The organism is Actinomadura atramentaria DSM 43919, assembly GCF_000381885.1.
Classification (GTDB): domain Bacteria; phylum Actinomycetota; class Actinomycetes; order Streptosporangiales; family Streptosporangiaceae; genus Spirillospora; species Spirillospora atramentaria.
In genome coordinates, this window is the sequence record NZ_KB907217.1 from 51,062 (window position 1) to 70,606 (window position 19,545).

Annotated in this window: 18 protein-coding genes; 8 read left to right on the forward strand and 10 right to left on the reverse strand. The window is 73.8% G+C overall.

Going from position 1 to position 19,545, the window contains the following annotated elements; all coding sequences use genetic code 11:
• Position 1 precedes the first annotated feature (1 nt).
• The 6 genes from kdpB to G339_RS0122510 form a co-directional block, all read right to left on the reverse strand.
• Entirely contained in the window at positions 2-2,173 is a 2,172-nt protein-coding gene (gene kdpB / locus G339_RS0122485; RefSeq protein ID WP_019633320.1) for a potassium-transporting ATPase subunit KdpB, read from the reverse strand.
• Complete coding sequence (gene kdpA / locus G339_RS0122490; protein WP_019633321.1) at positions 2,173-3,840, reverse strand: potassium-transporting ATPase subunit KdpA; 1,668 nt, start codon at positions 3,838-3,840, stop codon at positions 2,173-2,175. The genes kdpB and kdpA overlap by 1 nt, the downstream gene beginning before the upstream one ends.
• Before the next feature lies 1 nt (position 3,841).
• Positions 3,842-3,931: a K(+)-transporting ATPase subunit F gene (gene kdpF, locus G339_RS39065; RefSeq protein ID WP_019633322.1), complete on the reverse strand. Its 90-nt coding sequence runs from the start codon at positions 3,929-3,931 to the stop codon at positions 3,842-3,844.
• Between the two features lie 364 nt (positions 3,932-4,295).
• On the reverse strand, positions 4,296-4,613 hold the full coding sequence (locus G339_RS40570) for a tyrosine-protein phosphatase (protein WP_240489876.1): 318 nt from the start codon (positions 4,611-4,613) through the stop codon (positions 4,296-4,298).
• Complete coding sequence (locus tag G339_RS40575) at positions 4,505-5,029, reverse strand: tyrosine-protein phosphatase (protein WP_019633324.1); 525 nt, start codon at positions 5,027-5,029, stop codon at positions 4,505-4,507. Before G339_RS40575 ends, G339_RS40570 begins: the two co-directional genes overlap by 109 nt.
• Positions 5,030-5,053: 24 nt before the next feature.
• The gene (locus G339_RS0122510) at positions 5,054-5,950 is read right to left on the reverse strand and encodes an SGNH/GDSL hydrolase family protein (RefSeq protein ID WP_019633325.1); all 897 of its coding nucleotides are present in this window, start codon (positions 5,948-5,950) and stop codon (positions 5,054-5,056) included.
• A gap of 118 nt (positions 5,951-6,068) precedes the next feature.
• Between G339_RS0122510 and G339_RS0122515 the strand changes: the two genes are divergently transcribed.
• Together G339_RS0122515 and G339_RS0122520 are read left to right on the forward strand one after the other, a co-directional pair.
• On the forward strand, positions 6,069-7,403 hold the full coding sequence (locus tag G339_RS0122515; protein ID WP_019633326.1) for a helix-turn-helix domain-containing protein: 1,335 nt from the start codon (positions 6,069-6,071) through the stop codon (positions 7,401-7,403).
• A gap of 85 nt (positions 7,404-7,488) precedes the next feature.
• Positions 7,489-8,991, forward strand: a complete 1,503-nt coding sequence (locus G339_RS0122520) for an MFS transporter (RefSeq protein ID WP_019633327.1) — start codon at positions 7,489-7,491, stop codon at positions 8,989-8,991.
• 72 nt (positions 8,992-9,063) lie between these two features.
• Here the strand turns inward: G339_RS0122520 and G339_RS0122525 are convergent, their stop codons facing one another.
• From G339_RS0122525 to G339_RS0122540, 4 genes are all read right to left on the reverse strand, one after another.
• Positions 9,064-9,924 (reverse strand): alpha/beta fold hydrolase, encoded by an 861-nt coding sequence (locus tag G339_RS0122525; protein ID WP_019633328.1) that lies wholly within the window; start codon positions 9,922-9,924, stop codon positions 9,064-9,066.
• Between the two features lie 12 nt (positions 9,925-9,936).
• Positions 9,937-11,442: a glycerol-3-phosphate dehydrogenase/oxidase gene (locus G339_RS0122530; protein WP_019633329.1), complete on the reverse strand. Its 1,506-nt coding sequence runs from the start codon at positions 11,440-11,442 to the stop codon at positions 9,937-9,939.
• A complete protein-coding gene (glpK, locus tag G339_RS0122535; RefSeq protein ID WP_019633330.1) occupies positions 11,439-12,971 on the reverse strand; it encodes a glycerol kinase GlpK in 1,533 nt (510 codons plus the stop codon). Before glpK ends, G339_RS0122530 begins: the two co-directional genes overlap by 4 nt.
• A gap of 96 nt (positions 12,972-13,067) precedes the next feature.
• Complete coding sequence (locus tag G339_RS0122540) at positions 13,068-13,832, reverse strand: IclR family transcriptional regulator (protein ID WP_019633331.1); 765 nt, start codon at positions 13,830-13,832, stop codon at positions 13,068-13,070.
• A gap of 114 nt (positions 13,833-13,946) precedes the next feature.
• On the opposite strand from G339_RS0122540, the gene G339_RS0122545 reads away from it, so the two are divergent.
• The 6 genes from G339_RS0122545 (at position 13,947) to G339_RS0122570 (ending at position 19,511) form a co-directional block, all read left to right on the forward strand.
• Complete coding sequence (locus tag G339_RS0122545; RefSeq protein WP_019633332.1) at positions 13,947-15,191, forward strand: ABC transporter substrate-binding protein; 1,245 nt, start codon at positions 13,947-13,949, stop codon at positions 15,189-15,191.
• Positions 15,188-16,048 carry a branched-chain amino acid ABC transporter permease gene (locus G339_RS0122550; RefSeq protein WP_019633333.1) on the forward strand — a complete coding sequence of 287 codons (861 nt, stop codon included), beginning with the start codon at positions 15,188-15,190 and terminating at the stop codon, positions 16,046-16,048. The genes G339_RS0122545 and G339_RS0122550 overlap by 4 nt, the downstream gene beginning before the upstream one ends.
• Before the next feature lies 1 nt (position 16,049).
• The gene (locus G339_RS0122555) at positions 16,050-17,042 is read left to right on the forward strand and encodes a branched-chain amino acid ABC transporter permease (RefSeq protein ID WP_019633334.1); all 993 of its coding nucleotides are present in this window, start codon (positions 16,050-16,052) and stop codon (positions 17,040-17,042) included.
• Positions 17,039-17,752 (forward strand): ABC transporter ATP-binding protein, encoded by a 714-nt coding sequence (locus tag G339_RS0122560; protein WP_019633335.1) that lies wholly within the window; start codon positions 17,039-17,041, stop codon positions 17,750-17,752. Before G339_RS0122555 ends, G339_RS0122560 begins: the two co-directional genes overlap by 4 nt.
• Before the next feature lies 1 nt (position 17,753).
• Positions 17,754-18,491 (forward strand): ABC transporter ATP-binding protein, encoded by a 738-nt coding sequence (locus G339_RS0122565; protein ID WP_033323996.1) that lies wholly within the window; start codon positions 17,754-17,756, stop codon positions 18,489-18,491.
• Between the two features lie 114 nt (positions 18,492-18,605).
• Positions 18,606-19,511 (forward strand): alpha/beta hydrolase family protein, encoded by a 906-nt coding sequence (locus G339_RS0122570; RefSeq protein ID WP_019633337.1) that lies wholly within the window; start codon positions 18,606-18,608, stop codon positions 19,509-19,511.
• Positions 19,512-19,545 lie beyond the last annotated feature (34 nt).

Here is a 19,545-nt window from a genome sequence, read left to right on the forward strand (position 1 = left end):
GTCAGGACATCCCCGGAAGGAACTGGACCAGTAGGTCGATGAGTTTGATGCCGGCGAACGGGGCGACGACGCCGCCGAGGCCGTAGACGAGCAGGTTGCGGCCCAGCAGCCTGGAGGCGCTGCTCGGCCGGTACCGGACGCCGCGCAGCGCCAGCGGGATCAGCGCGACGATGACCAGCGCGTTGAACACCACCGCCGACAGGATCGCCGACTGCGGGCTGTGCAGGCGCATGACGTTGAGGGCGTCCAGGCCGGGGAACAGCGACACGAACAGCGCCGGGATGATCGCGAAGTACTTGGCGATGTCGTTGGCGATGGAGAACGTGGTGAGCGCGCCCCGGGTGATGAGGAGCTGCTTGCCGATCCCGACGATCTCGATGAGCTTGGTCGGGTCGGAGTCCAGGTCCACCATGTTGCCCGCCTCCTTGGCGGCGGACGTGCCGGTGTTCATGGCGACGCCGACGTCGGCCTGCGCGAGCGCGGGCGCGTCGTTGGTGCCGTCCCCGGTCATCGCGACCAGCCGCCCGCCCTCCTGCTCCCGGCGGATCAGCGCGAGCTTGTCCTCGGGGCGGGCCTCGGCGAGGAAGTCGTCCACGCCCGCCTCCTCGGCGATGGCGCGGGCGGTCAGCGGGTTGTCGCCGGTGATCATCACGGTGCGGATGCCCATCCGGCGCATCTGGTCGAACCGCTCGCGCATGCCCGGCTTGACGACGTCCTTGAGGTGGACGACGCCCAGGACCCGCACGGTCCCGCCCGCGTCCTCCCCGACGACCAGCGGCGTGCCGCCGGACGCCGAGACGCCGTCCACGATCGCGCCCAGCTCCGCCGGGACGGTCCCGCCCCGCGCGCGGACCCAGTCGGCCACCGCCGACGCGGCGCCCTTGCGCAGGCCGCGCGGCCCCGCGCCGCCGGACGCGGCCAGGTCCACGCCCGACATGCGGGTCTGGGCGCTGAACGGCACCCACTCGGCGTTCTCCAGCTCGCCGGGCGCGCGCTCGCGCAGGCCGTGCGCGCGCTTGGCGAGCACGACGACCGAGCGGCCCTCGGGCGTCTCGTCGGCGAGGCTGGCGAGCTGCGCGGCGTCGGCCAGCTCGGCCCCGGCGACGCCGGGCACCGGCAGGAACTCGGCGGCCTGCCGGTCGCCGAGGGTGATCGTGCCGGTCTTGTCCAGCAGCAGCGTGTCGACGTCGCCCGCCGCCTCGACGGCCCGGCCGCTCATCGCCAGCACGTTGCGCTGCACGAGCCGGTCCATGCCCGCGATGCCGATGGCGCTGAGCAGCGCCCCGATCGTCGTCGGGATGAGGCAGACCAGCAGCGACACCAGCACGACGCCGGTGATGCCGTGGCCGTCCAGCGCGAGGGAGTCCGGGACGCCCGGGTCGCCCTGCTTGGAGTAGACCGCCATCGGCTGGAGCGTCGCGACCGAGAGCAGGAAGATGATCGTCAGCGCGGCGAGCAGGATGTTCAGCGCGATCTCGTTCGGGGTCCGCCGGCGGCTGGACCCCTCGACCAGGGCGATCATCCGGTCGATGAACGACTCCCCCGGCTTCTGCGTGATCTTCACGACGATCCGGTCGGACAGCACGCGGGTGCCGCCGGTGACGGCGCACCGGTCGCCGCCGGACTCGCGGATGACGGGCGCGGACTCCCCGGTGATCGCCGACTCGTCCACGCTGGCGATGCCCTCGACGACGTCGCCGTCGCCGGGGACGACCTCGCCCGCCGTCACCACGACGTGGTCGCCGGGCCGCAGCTCGGGCGCGCCGACCCGCTCCTCGCGCGGGTCCGCCGCGCCGGGCGACCAGTCCGGCAGCCGCCGCGCGACCGCGTCGGTCCTGGCGCGGCGCAGCGAGTCGGCCTGCGCCCTGCCGCGCCCCTCGGCGACCGCCTCGGCGAGGTTGGCGAACAGGACGGTCAGCCACAGCCACGCCACGATGAGCCAGGCGAAGACCGAGGGGCGGACGGCGGCCAGGACCGTCGTCCAGACCGCGCCGATCTCCACGATCAGCATGACGGGGTTGCGCCACAGCGTGCGCGGGTCGAGCTTGCGGAACGCGCCGGGCAGGGACCGCGCGACCTGGCGCGGGTCCAGCAGCCCGCCCCCGGCGGGGCCGCCGGTTCGGGCGGGCGGGCGCGGCGCCGGACGCGGCGCGCGCGTGGTCTGGGTGGGCATCAGTGGATTCCTTCGGCCAACGGTCCGAGCGCGAGCGCGGGGAGGAACGTGAGGGCGACGAGCACGAACGTGACGCCCACGACGAGGCCGACGAACTGCGGCCGGTGGGTGGGCAGCGTGCCGTCCGACTCCGGGACGGCGCCCTGGCGGGCCAGCGACCCGGCCAGCGCGAGGACGAAGACGATCGGCAGGAAGCGGCCGAGCGCCATGCACAGCCCGAGCGAGACGTTGTACGGGACGGAGCCGACCGCCAGGCCCGCGAACGCCGACCCGTTGTTGTTGGACGCCGACGTGTAGGCGTAGAGGATCTCGCTCAGCCCGTGCGGGCCGCCGTTCAGCATCCCGTCGCGGCCCCAGCCGGAGGCCACCGCGACCGCCGACCCGGTGAGCACGAGGATCGGGGTGATCAGGAAGTACATCGACGCGAACTTGATCTCGCGCGACCCGATCTTCTTGCCCAGGTACTCGGGGGTCCGGCCGACCATGAGGCCCGCGACGAACACCGTGATCACGGCGAGGACCAGCATCCCGTACAGGCCCGACCCGACGCCGCCCGGCGCGACCTCGCCCAGCATCATGTTGAACAGCGTCATCATGCCGCCGAGGCTGGTGTAGGAGTCGTGGAAGGAGTCCACGGCGCCGGTGGACGTCAGCGTCGTCGCCGACGCGAACGCCCCGGAGTTGGAGACCCCGAACCGGGTCTCCAAGCCCTCCATCGACGCGCCGATCGCGGTCGGGACGGTGCCGTGGTGCATGAGCTGGAACACCTGCGTCAGCACGACACTGGCGACCGCCAGGACCGCCATCACCGACACGATCGCCAGGCCCTGCCGCTTCTGGCCGACCATCCGGCCGAACATGCGGGGCAGGCTGAAGGGGATCACCAGGATCAGGAAGATCTCGATCCAGTTGGTCCAGGGCGTGCCGTTCTCGAACGGGTGCGCGGAGTTGGCGTTGTAGAAGCCGCCGCCGTTGGTGCCCAGCTCCTTGATGGCCTCCTGGCTGGCGACGGGGCCGCCGGTGATCGCCTGGCGGCCGCCCGCGACAGTCGTCACGACGTGGTCGCGCGCGTCCCAGAAGTTCTCCACCAGGCCGCCCGCGACCAGCGCGACCGCCGCGACGAACGCGACGGGCAGCAGGATGCGGAGCGTTCCGCGCACCAGGTCGACCCAGAAGTTGCCGAGCCGGTCGGTGCGCCTGCGGGCGAAGCCCCGCACCAGCGCGACCGCGACGGCCATGCCCACGGCGGCGGACACGAAGTTCTGCACCGCCAGGCCCGCCATCTGCGTCAGATGGCCCATCGTGGACTCGCCGGAGTAGGACTGCCAGTTGGTGTTCGTCACGAAGCTGACGGCGGTGTTCCACGCGCCGTCGGGCTTGACGGGCGCGAACCCCAGCGACAGCAGGAGCCGGTCCTGCAACCTCTGCAGCCCGTACAGGACCAGGATTCCGACGACCGAGAAGGCGAGCACGCTACGGGCGTACACGCCCCACGTCTGCTCCTTCGCGGGGTCGACGCCGATCAGCCGGTAGATCCCGCGCTCGACGCGGTTGCTCCGGGTTCCGTCGTAGACGCGGTGCATGTAGTCGCCGAACGGCCGGTACACCAGCGCCAGGACGGCGACGAGGGAGCCGATGAACAGGACTCCCGCCAGTGTCGGGCCCATGTCAGAAGCGCTCCGGGTACAGCAGGGCCGCGATCAGGAAGACGATCAGGCCGGCGGCCAGGACCAGCCCGACGGCGTTCTCGGCGGTCACAGCTTCTCCACGCCCTTCACCAGCAGGCCGAGGAGCGCGAAGACCGCCACCGTCAGCAGGACGAAGACCACGTCACTCATGGGTTGGTTTCCTTCGATGGACTTCCGGCGATCCGTTCGGGACCGGAATCGCAATGCGACGTTTGGGACACCACTGGAGTTAACCGCCGCATTCGGGCGACACATCGCGTCTTGGCGCGTTCTTAGCGCGCGCGAACAGCGGCCTAACGGCGTCTTAACGCCCGGCCGAGAGCGCAGATCACGCGGGAATCGGACGAACACCGGAAACGCGAAGCGCGTCCGGAAGAACGGCGCGCGCCCGCCGCCGGGTCATCCCCGGGGCGGGCGCGCGGTGCGGGGGGCGGTCAGGTGAGCAGGCGGGCGCGCAGGCGCGCGACCGTGTCCGCCGACAGGCCGAGGCCGTCGCGGACGTACCGGTCGAACGTCCCGTACTTCAGGGCGACCTCCGAGAACGCGGCGTCCAGCCAGTTCTTCCGGACGCTGTCGTCGCCGTAGTAGGTGTTGCTGGCCAGGAAATCGGCGGTCACGGTCGCGCGGTCCGCGCCGAGGATCGTCAGCAGGACCGCCGCGCCCCAGCCCGTCCGGTCCTTCCCGGCCGTGCAGTGGAACAGGGTCGCGCGCTCAGCTTGTTCGTCCGGTAGACGACGCCCATCCTGATCCAGTGGCCGTCGGCAGTGCGGTAGCCGCCCGCGTCGCGGAAGTTGCGGGCGTTCGGCAGGTGCAGGGACCGGTCCGCGACCACCAGCGGCGAACCCGCCGCCGGGGTCAGCTTGAAGTACCAGCGGGGCGCGGCGGGCAGGCCCGCGACGTCCACCGAACCGGCGGCCCCGCCCGACCCGACCGGGGTGGACGTCCCCCCGCCGGACGGGTCGGTCGTCGCGGCGACGTCGACCGGCGCGGACGCCGCCCAGCTCACGTGGTAGCCGGACGCGGTCCGCGTGACGGAGGCGGCGGTGAAGACGTCCGTCGCGGCGTGCGCGGGGACGGCGGGCAGGACGGTGAGCAGCAGCGGCGCGGCCAGCGCCGCCAGCACCGTGCGGGGGCGGGGGCGGGGGCGGGCCAGGACGGAACCGGGCATCGGGGTTCTCCTCGGATCGGGGTTTCAGACGTCCGCGATCACGTCGCCGATGATCCGCGCGTAGGCGGCCTCGCCGTTCGCGTTCGGGTGCAGCGGCGCCGCCCAGTTGCCCGGCACCAGGCCCTCCACCCACCGCCTGGACGCCGACTGGCAGGCGTCGTGGCCCGCGCTCGGCGCCACCAGGTCGACGTACTCGGCGCCGTGCGCGGCGGCCTGCGCGGCGATGACGCCGTTCAGCTCGTTCACCTTGGCCTGGAGGTAGTCGGCGTCGGGCGCGAGCCACGGCTGCGTCGGCCAGCACCCGCCCGCCTTGATGTAGAGGCCGTAGCCGGTGACGACGACGCGGGCGTGCGGGGCGCGCGCGTGCAGCGTCTCCAGCGACGTCGCGAGCTCGGGGCCGAACGCCTGGACGCGCTGCGACACCTGGTCCACGCCGCCCGCCGTGTAGGCGTCCTTGCAGGGCGCGGCGAACGGGTTGAGCTGGACGCACTTCTGCGCGACGCCGACCAGGCCCGCGTCGTTGCCGCCGATCGTCAGCGTCACCAGCGTGGTCGACGCCGACAGCGCGTCGAACTGGGCGGGGGCGGTCCCGGCGTCCACGCCCGCCAGCGACAGGTGCTGGGGGTTCACCAGGTCGCCGGTGTCCGCGCCGCTGCACGTCACGTCGGTGAACGGCGCGGCGGAGAAGCGGGCGGCGAGCAGGTGCGCGTAGTTGCGGGTGGAGCGGCCGCAGGCCAGCGGGCCGGTGATGTCGGGGACGAGCGGTCCGGACGCCATCGAGTCGCCGAGCGCGACGTAGGCGGGCGGCGCGTCGGCGCGGGCGGGGACGGCGAGCGCGGCCGTCGCGGCGGCGGCCGCGACGGCGGCGGTGGCGGAGCGGCGCAGGACCGGGGAAAGGGCGGAGAGCGGCCTGAGGTGCATGGTGACTCCTGGAGCCGGGGGGCGGGTGCTGGCGGCGCGCGGCCAGTCGTGACAAATACTGCAAATTCGGACATGCTTGATTCACTGGTACAGGTCGTAGATTTCGGCGGCGAGGCTTGTGACCGGACACAACCAGGCGCACCGCGGGCCGACGCGCGGTGAACCGTTAACGATCGCCGAACGTCCCGTCGCCGTCCGGCTCCGCGCCGCCGCCCCGGAGCTGTCGCGGGGCATCGTCGGGCGAATGCTGGCGGAGATACCGGCCTACTCCGCGCTGCCGCGCGAGGAGATCGCCGGGGACATCGCCGGCATCGTCCAGCACTGCGTGCGGCTCACCGCCGACGTCCTGGAGCGGCGCGGCGCGGCGGCGCCCGGCGCGTTCGCCCGGCTCCGCGAGTCGGCGGCGCAGCGGGCCGACGAGGGCGTGCCGCTGGAGGCGATCGTGTCGGCCTACCAGCTCGGCACCGCGATGTGCTGGGAGCTGCTGTCGGCGGACGCCGGGCCCGGCGACGTGCCCGCGCTCCAGGAACTGCTCGGCCACGTCTTCGAGGTGCAGCGGCAGATGGTCGTCGCGGTCACCGGCGCGTACATGGAGGCCCGGACGCTGCTGGACGGCCAGGACCGCGAGGGCCGCCACGCCGCGCTGGTCGCGCTGCTGAACGGCGAGCCCGCCGACCGCGCCCGGCCCGGCGAGGCCGAACTGTACGTCGTCCTGACGCTGCTGTTCGCGCCGCACCCCGACGAGACCGCCGACCACGGGCCCACCGACCACGGGCCCACCGACCACGGGTCCGCCGGACGCGCGAGCACCCGCGCGGGGATCGCCGCGCGCCGCAAGATCCGCCGGGCGCGCGCGGTGCTGGACCGCTTCGGCACCGGCCCCGCCCTGGCCGAACTCGACGGCGCGGGCGGCACCGCGCTGCTGCCCGTCGCCGCGCCGCCCGACTGGGACGACCTGCGCGGCCTGGTCGCGCGGACCGCCGAGTCCGCGGGCGTCCCCGTCACCGCCGCCGCGAGCGTCGCCGAACCGGCGGCGATCCCCGACGCCGTCGTCCAGAACGGCGAGATCGCCGACCTGGTCGGCCGCACCGGGCGGCCGCCCGGCCTGTACCGGCTCGGGGACGTCCTGCTGGAGTACCAGCTCAGCCGGCCGAGCGCCGCGCTGCCGGGCCTGGCGGGCGTGCTGCTGCCGCTGGAGCGCAAGCCCGAGCTGCTGCGGACGCTGGAGACCTACCTGCGGCACGGCCTGGACCGGCGCGCGACCGCCGCCGCCCTGCACGTCCACCCCAACACCGTCGACTACCGGGTGCGGCGCATCGACGAGCTGACCGGCCTGTCCCCCGCCCGGCACGCCGACGTCACCCACCTGTCGGCGGCGCTGGTCGCCCGCGCGCTGGTGCGGCCCGGCCCCCGGCACCCCGCGCCGGGGCCGCGGCGGCGCGCCGGACGCTGACCCCGCCCGCGCCGCCCGCCGCGCCACCCATCATGATCGGTGAGGGGGGCCGGGCGGCCGCCCCGCCGAACCGAGGGGTGAGCGCATGGGCGGTCGGCGCTGGGCCGTGCTGGCGGTGCTGTCGGGCAGCCTGCTGATCATCGCGATGGACACGACGATCCTGAACGTCGCGTTCCCGTCGCTGGTGGAGGAGCTGCGCCCGAGTTCGATCGAGCAGCTCTGGATCGTCGACGCGTACGCGCTGGTGCTGTCCGGCCTGCTCATCACCGCGGGCGCGCTCGGCGACCGCTGGGGGCGGCGGCGGCTGCTGCTCGTCGGGTTCGCGGTGTTCGTCGTCGCGTCGCTCGTCGCGGCGACCGCGACGCAGCCGTGGGTGGTGATCGCGGCGCGGGCGCTGCTCGGCGTCGGCGGCGCGGCGATCATGCCCGCGACGATCTCGATCCTGCGCGTGGTGTTCACCGACCCGCACGAGCGGGCGCTGGCCTACAGCGTGTGGACGGCCGTGATCGGCGCGGGCATGGCGCTCGGGCCGCTCGTCGGCGGGCTCATCGTGCAGGCGTACTCGTGGGAGGCGGCGTTCCTGCTCAACGTCCCGGTCGCGGCCGTGTTCGGGGCGCTGGCGCTGTGGCTGGTGCCCGAGTCGTCCCATCCCCGCGCCGGGCGCTGGGACTGGCCGGGCGTCGGGCAGTCCGTCGTCGGGATGGTGTCGCTGGCGGGCGGCATCAAACTGCTCGGCGGCGGCGAGGTCGTGTCGGGGATCGCGCTGCTGGCCGTCGCGGCGGTCGCGCTGACGGTGTTCGTCCGGCGCGAGCTGCGGATCGGCAACCCGCTGCTGCAGGTGCGGCTGTTCGCCAACCGGGCGTTCACCGTGTCGGCGCTGTCGATCTTCCTCGGGATGGTCGCGCTCGGCGCGATGCTGTTCCTGCTCAGCCAGTGGTTCCAGTACGCGCACGGGCTGGAGCCGTTCACGGCCGGGGTGCGGCTGCTGCCCGCACCGGTGTCGCTGATCATCGCGCCGCTGTTCACGCCGCGCCTGATGCGGCGCTTCGGCGTCCGGACCGTGCTCGGGGGCGGGATGCTGCTCGCCGCGCTCGGCATGGCCGCGCCGTGGGCGGCGCAGCTCAGCGGCGACCTGCGGTACGTCGAGGTGGCCGTCGCGCTCGTCGGGCTCGGCGCGGGGTTCGGCGTCGCCGCGACCGCCGCGTCGGTCGCGCTGCTGTCGTCCTCGCCGCAGGAGGAGGCGGGCGGCGCCGCCGCCGTCGAGGAGATCTCCTACGAGCTGGGCGGGGCGATGGGCGTCGCCGCGATCGGCAGCCTCGCGCACGTCCTCTACAGCCGCGCGATCCCGCCGCTGGGGCTGCCGCCGCATCTGGCGTCGCGCGTCCACGACTCGATCGGCGAGGCCGCCGTCGTCGCGGACGGGCTCGCGCGGCCGGTCGCGGCCCGGGTCACGGCCGCGGCGGCGGACGCGTTCACCTCGGCGCTCGGGTGGGCGTGCCTGGCGTCCGCGGTGCTGCTGGTCGCGTCGGGGCTCGTCGGATGGCGGCTCATCCCGCGGGACTTCCGGATCAGCGACGAGACGCACTGAAAAGCGGGGGCGGCGGCGCGGCCCCCGCCCGTGCTGCCGCCCGTGCCGCCGCCCGCGCCGCCGCTCCCGCCGTCAGCCCGTGACCCGGTCGATCCACGCGACCAGGTCGGACTCGACCTCGTCGCGGTTGGTCTCGTTCAGGATCTCGTGGCGCGCGCCCGCGTAGGCGCGGTAGGTGACGTCGGTCAGCCCCGCCTCCCGGTACCGCCGGACCAGCAGGTCCGACAGCGCGAGCCCGCCGTTGAGCGGGTCGCGGTCCCCGACCGCCACGTACAGCGGCAGGTCCGCCGGGACGCCGGTCGCGTCGGCCAGCCGGGGCGCGGACGCGTCCAGGTCCCGCATCCCCCGCGGGTCGAGGGCGAAGCCGCAGAACGGGTCGGCCAGGTAGGCGTCGACCTCGGCCTCGTCGCGGCTCAGCCAGTCGAACGGGGTCCGCGCGGGCTCGAACGCGGCGTTGAACGCGGCGAACCGGTCGTCGGACCCGCCCGCCGCCTCGGCGGCGGCGAGCAGGGCGTCGAGCGCGGTCGTGCCCGTCAGGACCAGGCCGTCGACCAGGTCGGCGTGGTCCAGGACGTACTGCTGCGCCGCGAACGACCCCATGCTGTGCCCGACCAGGACCACCGGGACGCCGGGATGCCGCGCCCGCAGCAGCTCGGTCAGCCGGACCTGGTCGCCGACGAGCCGGTTCCAGCCGTCGTCGCCGAGCGTGCCCGGCCCCTCCTTGGCCGTCCGGCCGTGGCCCCGGTGGTCGGCCGCGTACACGGCGTAGCCGCGGCCGTTCAGCGTCCGGGCGAACCGCCCGTACCGGGCGCCGTGCTCGCCCATGCCGTGGGCGATCTGGACGACGCCGCGCGGCGCGCCGGGCGCGGGCCACGCCCCGACGTGGACCGTCAGGCCGTCGTCGCTGGTGAAGGTGAACATGCCGGTGGACATGGCGGGGGGCTCCTAGAGCATCTCGGCGACGCGGGACCGGATCTCGGGGGTGTCGAGACCGCGCAGCGTCAGGGTGGTGCGGCGGCGGAGGACGTCGTCGGTCGTGGCGGCCCACTCGCGGTCGCGCGCGTAGACGACCTGCGCCCAGATGTCGGGGCCGTCGGGATGGATCGGCTCCCCGAGCGCGGGGTCGTCGCGGACGAGGTCGGCCAGGTCGAGCGCGAGCGCGCCGTAGTGCGTGGCCAGGTGCGCGGCGACGGCCGGGGCCATCGGCGCGGCGGTCAGCCGCTGCGCGACGGCGGCGGGCGCGGCCAGGCCGGGCAGCGGCACGACCTTCAGCACCTCCGCGCCGACGCCGAGCCGGTCCAGCACGACGCGGCCGATGTGCCGGTAGGTCGTCCACTTGCCGCCCGCGATGGACAGCATCCCGCCGGGGCCCTCGGTGATGACGGTCTCGCGCTTGGCGGTGGCGACGTCGCCGGGGCCGCCGGGCAGGACGCGCAGGCCCGCGAACGCGTAGGCGACGTCCTCGCGGCGCAGGCCGTCCAGCGCGGTCCCGGCCTCGTCGAGGATCTGGGCGATGTCGGCGTCGGTGGCGCGGACGTCGCCGGGCTCGCCCTCGTACGCCTCGTCGGTGGTGCCGAGCAGGAGGTGGTCCTCCCACGGGATCGCGAACGAGACGCGGTACTTGTCGATCGGGATCGTCGCCGCCGACTTCCACGGCCGGTGCCGGCGCAGGACGACGTGCGCGCCCTTGGACAGCCGGATGCTGGGCGCGGCGGCGGGGTCCTCCATCGCGCGCAGCCGGTCCACCCACGGGCCGGTCGCGTTCAGGACCAGGCGGGCGGCGACGCCGAACTCGGCGCCGTCCAGCGCGTCGCGCAGGTCCGCGCCGACGACGCGGCCGGCGGAGATCCGCAGGCCCCGCACCGCCGCGTGGTTCAGCACGACGGCCCCGGCCTCGACGGCGGCGCGCACCGTCATGATCGCGACGCGGCTGTCGTTCATCTGGTGGTCGGTGTAGACGGCCGCGGACTTCAGGCCCTCGGTGCGCAGCGCCGGGACCTGCTCCAGCGCGTGCGCCCTGGAGATCACCCGGCCGAGGCCGTCGCCGAACGCCGACAGCGCCGAGTACAGGAAGACGCCCGCGCCGAGCTTGGCCGCGCCGTGCGGCCCGTCGGCGTACACCGGCACGATGAACCGGCGCGGCGACACCAGGTGCGGCGCGACGTCGGCGGCCAGGCTACGGCGCTCGCGGTGGTTCTCGGCGACCAGCCGGACGTTGCCGGTCTGCAGGTAGCGCAGCCCGCCGTGGACGAGCTTGGTCGACGCGCTGGACGTCGCGCCCGCGAAGTCCCCGGCGTCCACCAGCGCGACCCGCAGGCCCGCCTGCGCGGCGGTCCACGCGGCGGCGATCCCGACGATGCCGCCGCCGATCACTAGCAGGTCGAACGTCCCGCGGCCGAGTTCGGCGCGGACCGCCGCCCGGTCCGTCGCCGCCGTCGTCATGGCGCTCATCGCTCCTCCGTCTCGTCCTGCAGGTCGTCCTGGTCGATCCAGCCCTTGGCCAGTTCGACGGCCTTGCGGTACTTGCGCAGCATCCGGTTGCGGACGGCGTCGTCGAGCCGGGGCGTCCACTCGGCGGCGCGCCGCCACTCGGCGCGCAGCGCGTCGGTGTCCGGCCAGACCCCGGCGACGAGCCCGGCGGCGTGCGCGGCCCCCAGGCACGTGGTCTCGGAGACGAACGGCCGGGTGACGGGCGCGTCGAGCATGTCCGCGATGGTCTGCATGAGCAGGTTGTTGGCGGTCATGCCGCCGTCGACCTTGAGGGACTTCAGCTCGACGCCGGAGTCCAGCACCATCGCGTCCACCACGTCGCGGGTCTGGAAGGCGGTGGCCTCCAGCACGCAGCGGGCCAGGTGGCCCTTGCCCGCGAAGCCGGTGAGCCCGACGATGACGCCGCGCGCGTCGGGCCGCCAGTGCGGGGCGAACAGCCCGGAGAACGCGGGCACCAGGTACAGGCCGCCGTTGTCCTCCACCGACAGGGCCAGCGTCTCGATCTCGGCGGCGGTGCTGATCAGGCCGATGCGGTCGCGGAGCCACTGGGTGAGGGAGCCGGTGTTGGCGATGGACCCTTCGAGCGCGTAGACGGGGGCCTCGCCGCCGAGCCGGTACCCGATCGTGGTGAGCAGGCCGTGCTTGGAGCGGACGGGCTCCGCGCCGGTGTTGAGCAGCAGGAAGCTGCCGGTGCCGTAGGTGGACTTGGCGTCGCCGACCGAGAAGCACGTCTGCCCGAACAGGGCGGCCTGCTGGTCGCCGAGGGCCGCCGCGATCGGCACGCCCTCCAGGACGCCGCGGCCGGTGCCGTACACCTCGGCGGACGAGCGGATCTCCGGCAGCAGCGAGCGGGGGATGCCGAGTTCGGCGAGGATCGACTCGTCCCAGTCCAGGGTCCGCAGGTCCATCAGCATGGTGCGGCTGGCGTTGGTGACGTCGGTGACGTGGACCGCGCCGCCGGTGAGGTTCCAGACGACCCAGGTGTCCATCGTGCCGAACAGCAGCTCGCCGCGCTCGGCGCGCTCCCGGACGCCGGGCACGTGGTCGAGGAGCCAGCGGATCTTGGGTCCGGAGAAGTAGGACGCCAGCGGCAGGCCGGTCGTCGCGGCGAACCGGTCCCGGCCGGGGCCGTTCGGCCCGCCGGACAGCTCGGCGCACAGCGCCTCGGTGCGGGTGTCCTGCCAGACGAGCGCGTGGTGGACGGGGCGGCCGGTGGCCCGGTCCCAGATCACGGTCGTCTCGCGCTGGTTGGTGATGCCGACGGCGGCCAGGTCCGACGGCCGCAGCCCGGCCTTGCCGAGCGCGCCCGCGACGACCTCCTGCACGCGCGCCCAGATCTGCGTCGCGTCGTGCTCGACCCAGCCGGGCCGGGGGAAGATCTGCCGGTGCTCGCGCTGGTCGACGGCGATGATGTGGCTGCTCTCGTCGAAGATGATGCACCGGCTCGACGTCGTTCCCTGGTCGATCGCCGCCACGAAACGGTCCGCCATACGGCCCCTCCGGTCTGATGAGTCGGGGTGGTTGAGGGTGGTTCAAGGCTGGTTTGGAGCACAGTAGCCGATTCGACTATGTCGAACAACAGTTGATCAGGAGAACAGCTCGGCGCCGAGGTCCCGGCTGATCGACCGGGACGCGTCGCGCACGGCCGCGACCAGGGCGGGCGGGAACTCGCCGCCCTCGGTCAGCCGCTCGACCGCGCCGCCGATGCCGACCGCGCCGAGCGGGCTGCCCCGGTGGTCGCGGATGGGCGCCGCCAGCCCGGCCACGCCCTCGACCGCCTCCTCGCGGTCGCCGGCCCAGCCCTGCTCGCGGATGCGGGCGCACTCGGCGTCCAGCGCGGGGCGGTCGGCCAGGGTGCTGCGGGTGAAGACCTTCAGCTCCTCGTCCAGCTCGCCGGGCGCGGCCGGGTCGAAGGCCAGCAGCACCTTGCCCCAGGCCGTCGCGTGCAGCGGCAGCATGGAGCCGACCTCCAGGACCTGGCGGCTCTCGTCGGGACGGAACACGTGGTGGACGACCAGGACGCCGCCCTGGTGGAGCACGCCGATCCGCACGCTCTCCCCCGTGACGCGCGCCAGGTCGTCCGCCCACATCAGGGATCTCGCGCGCAGTTCGTGGACGTCCAGATAGCTGTTGCCGAGGCGCAGCAGCTCGGCCCCCAGTTGGTAGCGGCCGGTCTGCGGGTCCTGCTCCACGAACCCCTCCTGCTGGAGCGTCCGCAGGATGCCGTGGACGGTCCCCTTGGCGAGCCCGAGGGTCACGGCCACGTCCGACAGCGCGAGTTTGCGCTGCCCGCCCGCGAGCAGCCGCAGGATCGCGGCGGCGCGTTCGAGCGACTGGATGGTTCCCGGCATCTGGCCTCCCTTGACGACTGTCGTTCGACATTATCGAACAACCTTCTTGAATGCGGAAAGTTTTCCGCCTAGAGTGTGCGGCACCTCACCCCGGTTTGCGGAGGAATCCACCCCATGCGCCCCAGAACTCTCGTCACCGCCCTCTCGGCGTCGGCCCTGCTCGTCCCCCTCGCCGCGTGCGGGAGCGGATCGTCCGGCGGGGACGGCTCGACCGTCAAGGTCGGGGCCATCCTGTCCATGTCGGGCATCTACTCCACGCTCGGCGCGCCCCAGAAGAAGGCGCTCCAGATGGGCGTCGAGGAACTGAACAAGCAGGGTTTCACCGTCGCGGGCAAGAAGCACACGCTCGCGATCGAGTACGCCGACGACAAGTCCGACGCCGCCACGACCGGCGTCACCCAGCTCCGCGAGCTCGCGCAGGCCCAGAAGCTCCCGGTCATCGCCTACGGCAACGGCTCGGACACCTACGTCCCGCAGCTCAAGCGCAAGCCCGTCGCGATGCTGAACCTGATCGACTCGGTGTACCCGAGCATCCTGCGGCTCAGCCCGCACTTCTGGCGGGTGCGCGGCGACTCCCCCACCTACGTCCCCGGGTGCCTCTACTACGCCAAGCGCCAGCTCGGGGTGAAGAGCATCTCCGTCATCACCGCCAAGGGCGAGGGGTACGGCGAGGGGCTGACGCAGCTCGTCGACCAGTCCGCCAAGGCCGAGGGCGTGCGGGTCGCGGCCAGCAGCCAGTTCCCGCTCGGCTCGACCGACTACAGCAACGCCATCCGCGCGGCCGTGGGCGCCAAGCCGGACGCGATCTACCTGTCCAGCGTCACCGCCGTGATCCTGCCCGTCCTCAAGCAGCTCCGGCAGTCCGGGTACACCGGCCCCGTCATCCACAGCGCGGGCGTCAACCCGAACCAGGCCAAGGACATCCTCGGCGCGCAGTTCAACACGATCATGAAGGACAACTACGACTGCGCTGGAACGCTCCCGACGACGTCGGACAACCCGACCGCCAAGGCGTTCGCCGCCGCCTACCAGGCCCGGTACAACGAGTACCCGCAGGACCTGACGATGTGGGCGCACGACTTCCCGTTCATCGTCGCCGCCGCGATGGCCAAGGCGGGCACCACCGCCGACTCGGCGAAGATCGAGAAGGCGCTCGGCGAGATCACCGTCCCGCAGGGCACCGTCAGCGGCTGGCTCCCCGGCGACGGGCAGCGGCTGTTCACCGAGCGCATGGCCCGCACCGCCTCGGAGGTCACCACCTGGTGCAGCACCGGGCAGACCCTCGCCAGCGTGATGACGTTCGACGTCAAGAACGGCGCGGTCGTGGACCCCGTGCTCAAGAAGGACGTCTGCAAGTGATCCAGGTCCTCGTCAACGGCGTCTTCCTCGGCTGCCTGTTCGCGGTGGTCGCGGTGGGGCTGACCCTGGTCTACGGGGTCATGGAGGTGCCGAACTTCGCGCACGCGGGCGTCATCGTCCTCGCCGCGTACACCACCTGGTCGGTGGAGCACGCGGGCGCGCCGTTCGTCGTCGCCGCCCTCGCCGGGATCGCCTGCGGCGGCGCCGTGTCGGTCCTCACCGAGGTGCTGGCCTACCGGTGGATCATCACCAAGCCCGCCGCCGCGCCCGCCGTCGCGCTCGGCCTGCTGCTGATCCTGCAGAACGTCGCGCTGCGGCTGTACGGCGGCGAGGGCCGGTCCCTCGACACGCCCTACGACACCGTCCTGCTCAAGGCGGGCGGGGTGTCGCTGCCCGGCGTGAAGGCCGCGCTGATCGTGCTGGCCGTCCTGTCGCTCGGCGCGCTGCACCTGCTGCTGTCGCGGACCTCGCTCGGCCGCGCCATGCGCGCGGTCGCCCAGGACCGCGACGCCGCCGCGATGCTCGGCATCCCCATGCGCCGCCAGTACGCGCTGGCGTTCCTCATCGCCGGGATGCTCGGCGGCGTCGCCGCCGTCGCCTACGCGCCGACGTTCCAGGTCTCCCCGTACATGGCCGACGACGTGCTGCTCAGCGCGTTCGTCGTGGTCGTCCTCGGCGGCCTCGGCAGCGTGTGGGGCGCGGTCGCCGGCGGCCTGGTCCTCGGCGTCGTCGAGGGCCTGGGCGCGGCGTACGTCAGCTCCGCGTACCAGAGCGCGTTCGGCTTCCTCATGCTCGTGCTCATCCTCGTGCTGCGGCCCGGCGGGCTGCGCACGACCGACGCCCGAAGGGTGGCCTGACATGCGCCTCCCCGCCGCCGCGCGGCACGCCGGGACCGCGGCCGGACTCGCGGCCCTCAGCGTCCTCGCCTACGTCCTGCTGAAGAACGTGCAGGGCGACCGGGGCCAGGTGGTCCTGCTCATCGTCGTCTGGACGATCGCCCTCACCGGGCTCAACCTCATCCAGGGCCTGGGCGGCTACCCGAGCCTCGCGCACGTCTCGTTCTTCGCGGGCGGCGCGTACCTGTCGGCGTACCTGCTCGGCAAGGGGCTGCCGATGGCGGTGTGCGCGGCGCTCGCCGTCGGCGGCACCATGCTCGCCGGGCTCGTCGTCGCGCTGGTGTTCAGCCGGACGCGCGGGCAGTACTTCGCGATCGGCACGATGTTCTTCACCGCCGTCGTGAACCTGGTGCTCACCAACGCGGCGGGCGTCACCGGCGGGCCCAACGGGCGGCCGGTGGACCTCGGGTTCTCCCTCGACGCGACGCTGGTGCTGCTGGCCGCGTCGCTCGGGCTGAGCCTCGGCGCGTTCCACGTCCTCGCGCGGACCCGTTTCGGGGACCGGCTGCGCGCCGTCCGCGAGGACGAGGACCTGGCGCAGCACGTCGGCGTCCCGACCGCGCGCGTCAAGCTCGTCGCGATGGTCGCGTCCTCGGCGTTCGGGGCGTGGGCGGGCGTGCTGTTCGCCCAGTACAACGGCGTCATCGCGCCGTCGCAGTTCACGTTCGTGCAGAGCTTCCTCATGCTCGTCGCGATCGGGCTCGGCGGGTCCGGGCGGCTGCTGGCCCCGCTCGTCGGCAGCGCGATCGTCATCGGGTTCACCCAGCTCATCAAGCTCGGGCCGGGGATCAGCCAGATCGCCCTCGGCGTGCTGTTCATCCTGGTCACGCTGCTCGTCCCCAACGGGGTGCTCGGCGGGATCACCGGGCTGTGGCGGCGGGTGCGGCCGGGCCGGGCGGGCGGTCCCGCCGCCGAACCGCCGCGCGTCCGCGCCAAGGAGGAGGTCGCGTCATGACCGCGCTGCTCACCGTCGACGGGGTCGTCAAGCGCTACGGCGGGCTCGCGGCCGTGGACGGGGTGTCGTTCACCCTGAACGCGGGCGGGGTGCTCGGCCTCATCGGACCCAACGGATCGGGGAAGACGACCCTGCTCGGCGTCCTGGCCGGAACCCACGAGCCCACCGCCGGGTCCGTCGCGATCGACGGGCGCGTCGCGTCCGGGCGGGGCGCGCACCGCGCCGTCCGCGCCGGGATCGCCCGCACGTTCCAGACCACCCGGCTGTTCGGGAGCTGGACGCTGCGCGACGCGCTGCGGCTCGCGCGCGGCGAGGCGCGCGGCCGGTCCGGCGCGGCGTCGGACGAGACGATCGCCGGGCTGCTGTCGCTGGACGGCCTGCTGGACCGGCCCTGCGGGTCGCTGACCAGCGCCGCGCAGCGGCTGGCGATGATCGCGCTGGCGCTGGCGACCGGACCGCGCGTCCTGCTGCTGGACGAGCCCGCGGTCGGGATGGACACCGCCGAGTCCGCGGCGCTGGCCGCCGCCGTCCGACGCGTCGCCGACGAGCTGGGCGTCGCGGTCGTCGTCGTGGACCACAACATGCACTTCCTCATGCCGCTCGCCGACACCGTCCTGGTCATGGCGGCCGGGGCCGTGCTGGCGACCGGCACGCCGGAGGAGATCCGCTCGAACGAGGCCGTCATCGCCTCCTACCTCGGGGGAGCCTGACATGCCCGAAACGTCACCCGTGCTGAAGCCCGTGCTGGAAGTGTCGGGGCTGACCGTCGCGTTCGGCGCGACGACCGCCGTCCGCGAGGTCTCGCTGACCGCCGCCGCCGGGACCGTCACCGGCATCCTCGGCGCGAACGGCGCCGGGAAGACCACCACCCTGCTCGGCGTCCTCGGGCTGGTGCCGCGCCGCGCCGGGACGGTCGCGTTCGACGGCCGGGACGTCACCGCCCTGGAGACCGGCGCGCTCGTCCGCGCGGGCATCGCGCTGTGCCCGGAGAACCGCCGCCTGTTCCCGAGCATGTCGATCGAGGACAACCTGCTGCTCGGCGCGTACGGGCACGGGCGCAAGGTGCGGCGGGCGCGGCTGGACCGCACCTACGAGCGGTTCGCGTGGCTGCGCGACCGCGCCGCCGAGCCCGCCGGGCGGCTCAGCGGCGGCCAGCAGCAGGCCGTCGCCATCGCCCGCGCGCTGATGTCGGAGCCGCGGCTGGTGCTGCTGGACGAGCCGTCCAGCGGCCTGTCGCCCGTCGCGGTCGACGAGATCGGGGAGCTGCTGGCCGGGATCGCCGCCGACGGCACCGCGATGCTGCTGGTCGAGCAGAACGTCAAGCTCGTCCAGCGGCTGTGCTCGACGGCGTACGTCCTGTCGCACGGCCGGGTCACCGCGTCCGGCCCGGTGGCCGACCTGCTCCGCGACGACGCCGTCTCCGACGCCTACCTCGGGAAGGCGGGCTGACGGCCCGCCCCCGGCCCCCGCGAGGAGAGGAGGACGCACCACCGCATCGGTCCACCCCCCCTGATCCGTTGCCGAATCACCGTTTCGCGAAGACACAGCCGAGGAGTTCCCCCCATGAGGACGATCGTCCGACGATCGCTCGCCGTCCTGCCCGCCGCCCTCACGCTGGCCGCCGCGGCGGTCGCCGTCCCGGCCGCCGCCGCGCCGCCCGCCCGGGTCGCCGCCCTCGCGACGACCGCCTACCAGCGCGGGCCCGCCCCGACCCTCAGCGGCGTCCGCGCCGCGCTCGGCCCGTTCTCCTACTCCACCGCGTCCGTCAGCGCCGCCGCCACCGGGTACACCTTCGGCGGCGGCACCGTCTACTACCCCGACGACACCAGCCAGGGGACGTTCGGCGGCATCGCCGTGACCCCCGGCTACACCGGCACCGAGGGGTCCATCGCGTGGCTCGGCCCGCGCCTGGCCTCGCAGGGCTTCGTCGTCATCACGATCGCGACCAAGAGCCTCTACGACCAGCCGACCGCGCGCGGGCAGCAGCTCCTGGCCGCGCTCGACTACCTGAAGACGTACTCGCCCGCCGCCGTCCGGCAGCGCCTCGACCCGCAGCGGCTCGCGGTGAGCGGCCACTCGATGGGCGGCGGCGGGGCGCTGTACGCGGTGTGGTCGCGGCCGTCGCTGAAGGCGGCCGTGCCGCTGGCGCCGTACCACACGATCAAGAACTGGTCGGCGATCACGGTGCCGACGCTGATCGAGGCCGGGACGGCGGACACCGTCACGCCGGTCGGCACGTTCGCCGAGCCGATCTACCAGAGCCTCACCGGCGCGAGCGAGCGCGCGTACGCGGAGGTCGCGGGCGCGAACCATCTCACCTTCACGGCCGAGAACCCGCTGATCGGCGGGCTGGAGGTCGCGTGGATGAAGCGGTTCGTGGACGATGACGCCCGCTACGACCAGTTCCTGTGCCCCGCCCCGACCGACCCCGGTCTGACGGAGTACCGGGATTCCTGCCCCACCTCCTGACGGCAGGAGCACGATGGTCGGCGGCCCGTCCCGA

Excerpts from the sequence above, each read along its gene's own strand:
- kdpB (WP_019633320.1), bottom strand. The coding sequence starts at position 2,173 with ATGCCCACCCAGACCACGCGCGCGCCGCGTCCGGCGCCGCGCCCGCCC.
- kdpA (WP_019633321.1), bottom strand. The coding sequence starts at position 3,840 with ATGGGCCCGACACTGGCGGGAGTCCTGTTCATCGGCTCCCTCGTCGCC.
- G339_RS40575 (WP_019633324.1), bottom strand. The coding sequence starts at position 5,029 with ATGCCCGGTTCCGTCCTGGCCCGCCCCCGCCCCCGCCCCCGCACGGTG.
- G339_RS0122510 (WP_019633325.1), bottom strand. The coding sequence starts at position 5,950 with ATGCACCTCAGGCCGCTCTCCGCCCTTTCCCCGGTCCTGCGCCGCTCC.
- G339_RS0122520 (WP_019633327.1), top strand. The coding sequence starts at position 7,489 with ATGGGCGGTCGGCGCTGGGCCGTGCTGGCGGTGCTGTCGGGCAGCCTG.
- G339_RS0122525 (WP_019633328.1), bottom strand. The coding sequence starts at position 9,924 with ATGTCCACCGGCATGTTCACCTTCACCAGCGACGACGGCCTGACGGTC.
- G339_RS0122530 (WP_019633329.1), bottom strand. The coding sequence starts at position 11,442 with ATGAGCGCCATGACGACGGCGGCGACGGACCGGGCGGCGGTCCGCGCC.
- glpK (WP_019633330.1), bottom strand. The coding sequence starts at position 12,971 with ATGGCGGACCGTTTCGTGGCGGCGATCGACCAGGGAACGACGTCGAGC.
- G339_RS0122540 (WP_019633331.1), bottom strand. The coding sequence starts at position 13,832 with ATGCCGGGAACCATCCAGTCGCTCGAACGCGCCGCCGCGATCCTGCGG.
- G339_RS0122545 (WP_019633332.1), top strand. The coding sequence starts at position 13,947 with ATGCGCCCCAGAACTCTCGTCACCGCCCTCTCGGCGTCGGCCCTGCTC.
- G339_RS0122555 (WP_019633334.1), top strand. The coding sequence starts at position 16,050 with ATGCGCCTCCCCGCCGCCGCGCGGCACGCCGGGACCGCGGCCGGACTC.
- G339_RS0122560 (WP_019633335.1), top strand. The coding sequence starts at position 17,039 with ATGACCGCGCTGCTCACCGTCGACGGGGTCGTCAAGCGCTACGGCGGG.
- G339_RS0122565 (WP_033323996.1), top strand. The coding sequence starts at position 17,754 with ATGCCCGAAACGTCACCCGTGCTGAAGCCCGTGCTGGAAGTGTCGGGG.
- G339_RS0122570 (WP_019633337.1), top strand. The coding sequence starts at position 18,606 with ATGAGGACGATCGTCCGACGATCGCTCGCCGTCCTGCCCGCCGCCCTC.